The organism is Consotaella aegiceratis, assembly GCF_036541425.1.
Classification (GTDB): Bacteria; Pseudomonadota; Alphaproteobacteria; order Rhizobiales; family Rhizobiaceae; genus Consotaella; species Consotaella aegiceratis.
The window spans coordinates 1-3,651 of sequence record NZ_JAZHFT010000103.1; the positions used below are offsets into that span (position 1 = coordinate 1).

Below are 3,651 nucleotides of genomic sequence, written 5' to 3' on the forward strand. Positions count from 1 at the left end.
GCTCAGCCGGACATATCGCTCGTCAACATCCCAGAACCCCGGCTGCCCGCGCATCTATGCCTCCTGATCCCGTCGAGACCGATGGAATCATGAAACGCCCAGCCACGCGAGGTTTTTCGAGGTGTCCAACTGAGCCCGAGCGGGCTCGACCCGCTCGCTTCCCCCACACCACCATCCTGATTTGCCGCCGTCGGCTTGGCCTTCGGCGAACGAGAGATCACGTCCATGAAGACCATTGATCCTTCCGCCAACAGCCTGCGCGACCGGGCCGAGGCGTACCGCCGTCGCGCCCATGCCTCGGCCCGCCATCGCCCGATCGAACCCGTTGCGCCCGACGCGGCGACGCCGACCGCAACGCCTCAGTCCGATCCGGCCGTCATCGTCAGCCTTGCCATGCAGCACGCGAAGCTCTGCAAATATGGCGGGACGATCCCGGCGCCGATCCTCGACGAGCTACACCGCCACGTGGCGACCGGAAACGCGACCTGCCGTCTCGTCGCCGAATGGATCGAACGGCGCGGCGATCGGCGCACGCCCCTCCACCCCGTCTGCGGGGGCGAGCTCTGATGGCTGGAAAACTGGGCCGTCCGCAGCCCAAGAAGCGGACGAAAGGCACATCGGCCGAGGGGTTCGACGCCGACGGTATCCTCGACCTGATGGCAAACGACGAGCCAGAGGTCGAAGAGGCGCTACCCGTGCCGGACGCCAGCACCGTCGCCACGTCGCTGTTGATCGACCGGGCGCTCGCCCGCGCCAAAATCAGCCGCGCCGATCTCGGCGAGATGTTTGGCACGTCCGGCACCATCGTCACCCTCGAGGCCCGCGTGTCCGGCTTTGCCGGAGTTGCCTTGCGGCTGCTCGACGACGGCTTGCTGCTCCCCGGTTCGGTGGAGGCCTCAGACATTGACAGCGTCCGCAACTGGGCGCGCAGGGTTCTCCGGCGATCCGACCATCCGGACTTCATCGTCGCCACCGCTGCATTTGACATCCACGACACGCTGGAAGCCGATGGGGTCTATCGCCGCCGCCTCGGCATCGTCATGAGGAGCGGTCTGCCGCTGCTGGTGACAAGCGAGGTCAGTGTGCCGACGGTGATCGGGCTTTCTGCTGACGCGATGCTCGACGGCGGCAGCCTTGATGCGGACATCGTCGGTGCGACCATGGTCCAGGTCATGAAGGAGGACGCTCGCCACGTCCGGACCGCCCTGGACGAAGCCAGACTCGATCTGCCGCGATTGGACATCGCCGATCTCGCCGTCGCGATCCGCCCCGGCCTGCCGCTGGAGCGCAGCATCGCCATTCTCCAATGGCTGACGTCCGGAGGGTCGAGCGACCAGACGTCCGGCGAGGGCAGGACGAAGGATGATGACGATGGCGGTGGCGAGGCGGTGGGCGCCGACAACAGACGCTCACCCCGTTCCCTGTCGAAGGCGGACCGAAAGCGGCTCGGCGAGTCCGGCGCCGAGCTGATTCAGCCCGCCGCGTCGGATGACCTCCACCGCGTCACAGTCGAGACGCTGCCCGGGTTCGATGAGGCGAAGGACTGGGCGCTGGATCTGAAGGCCGATCTCGGCCTCTGGCAGGATGGTGCGCTCGGCTGGGGCGAGATCAGTTCGCGCCTACTGCTGTCCGGCCCGCCTGGAACGGGCAAGACAACCTTCGCCCGGGCACTCTGCAACACGCTCGCCGTCCCACTTCTCGCCACCTCGGTCTCGACCTTTCTGGAGCGGGGACATCTCGGCGACGTCTTGAAGTGCATGACGGCGAGCTTCGACATCGCCAAAGCGCTGGCGCCCTGCGTGCTCTTCATCGACGAGGCCGACGGCATTGGTCAGCGCGTGTCCATGGATCGCGATTACGCCGACTACTGGAACGCCATCGTCAATAGGGCGCTGGAGCTGATGGATGGGACGGTGAAGACGGAAGGCGTCATCATCCTCGGCGCGACCAACCGCCCGGACCAGATCGAGCCTGCGCTCCGCCGCTCCGGCCGCTGGGAACGCCACGTCGCAATCCCGATGCCGGACCGAAAAGCTCTGGCCGCGATCCTCGTCCATCACCTCGGCGCCGATCTCGATGGCGTGCTTGCAAGCAAACCAACGAAATCGCCGATCCGGATCGACAGCAGCAACGCATCCGACATCGATCCCCGCAGCGCGGCGCACCCTTCCGATGACTCGGACGCGACCACATCAGAGGAGCCTCGGCCATGACACCTTACCCCTCGACGGCGCTGGACACGCTCGCCCGTCAAGCCGTCGGCATGAGCGGCGCCGACATCGAACGCCTGGTGCGTGAGGCGCGGGGCAAAGCCCGCCGCGAGCATCGCTCTCTGACCTACGTCGATCTCGAAACGGCGCTCGCCCGGTCGAAGCCGCGACGCTCGGCCGATTTGCGCTACCACATCGCCGTGCACGAAGCCGGGCATGCCATCCTGCGCCATGTCCTGAACCTCGGGTCAATCCTCGCCCTGTCCGTCGTCGATGAGGGCGGTGGCTCGGCGATCGCAGAAGAAAGCGCCGCGGTTCAGACGGAAGGCCGGTTGATGGCGCTGCTCGCCGTCTATCTCGGCGGCCGCGCGGCGGAGGAACTGGTCTTCGGCGAGGTCTCCGCGGCGAGCGGCGGTCCTGAAAACAGCGACCTTGCCCGAGGAACGCGACTGGCCCTCGCCATCGAGATGTGCTTCGGCCTCGGCGCCGACCGTCCGCTGGTGCACCGCAATCTCGACCTGGCCGAGCACATGCTCCTGCGGGACGGCGCTCTGCTCGACCGTGTCAACGCCAGGCTGGAGGCAGCACAGCAGCAGGCCCGGATCACGGTCGCCGCCAACCTCGATCTCCTCCTGCGCCTTGCCGATGCGCTCACCGAGGCGGGCACGCTCGATGCCGACGAGATCACCGCGATCCTCGGCGGTGACCAAACGGTGGCTCCAGCGCTGCCGTCGGGCTGACGGGCTTCCGCAAGCCCGCGTTCATCGCACCGCGGCAATGAGTGCCGTCAAACAAGCCCTGCAACCATCATGGCGCTGGCTTCCGCCGTGCGGCCCAGAGTCGCTTGAGCTCCTCTTTCTTCTCCCATCTTCACTGGGGCGCTCACAGGCGCCAAACAAAGGACTTTTCCAATGAGCATCCTCATCACGGCCGATGGCGCCATCCTCAACCTTGACGAGCTCAACCTGCTAAGCCGCCTCGTCGCCGACCTTGAGCGCATCCGGAACGGCGTCGCACCCAGCAGGCACGAACTGGCCGACGCGCCGTTACTCGACAACTGGTCGCTGGCCATGCGGCTGCGGCCCTGCCTGACGGGGCAGGTCGACGGCCACCCGACGATCGCCCGCGGCCGCCGCTCGATCACCTCGCAGCTCCACCTCTTCGCTCCCCACCACGGCTACGCCCGGTCGCTCTCCCGCTTCTATCGCCTCGGCGAGCCGCGGGAGGAGTAGCGATCGCAAGTGGACACGGCGCACAGTGAGAAGTGGAAAACTTTGCCGCTCCGCCCCATCAGAAAGGCAAGGTCGGGCCGGAGAACGAACCCGCTGCGCGGGAGGGCACCCGCGGTTGAGGTTAGAGGAGACAGGCCGAAGTCGCGCCTGCATTGAGCGTCGTGCGGCAGGGGCAGAGCATGACGGGCTTCTTCAACAAGGAGCCCGAC

At 66.9% G+C, this 3,651-nt stretch carries 4 protein-coding genes; all 4 read left to right on the forward strand.

Annotated elements, in window-relative coordinates:
• Window positions 1–225: 225 nt before the first annotated feature.
• Complete coding sequence (locus SMD10_RS25015; protein WP_331688441.1) at window positions 226–567, forward strand: hypothetical protein; 342 nt, start codon at window positions 226–228, stop codon at window positions 565–567.
• Window positions 567–2,213 (forward strand): AAA family ATPase, encoded by a 1,647-nt coding sequence (locus tag SMD10_RS25020; protein WP_331688442.1) that lies wholly within the window; start codon window positions 567–569, stop codon window positions 2,211–2,213. The genes SMD10_RS25015 and SMD10_RS25020 overlap by 1 nt, the downstream gene beginning before the upstream one ends.
• Entirely contained in the window at window positions 2,210–2,950 is a 741-nt protein-coding gene (locus SMD10_RS25025) for an FtsH/Yme1/Tma family ATP-dependent metallopeptidase (protein WP_331688443.1), read from the forward strand. The genes SMD10_RS25020 and SMD10_RS25025 overlap by 4 nt, the downstream gene beginning before the upstream one ends.
• Before the next feature lie 171 nt (window positions 2,951–3,121).
• On the forward strand, window positions 3,122–3,442 hold the full coding sequence (locus tag SMD10_RS25030; protein WP_331688444.1) for a DUF6634 family protein: 321 nt from the start codon (window positions 3,122–3,124) through the stop codon (window positions 3,440–3,442).
• Window positions 3,443–3,651: the final 209 nt, after the last annotated feature.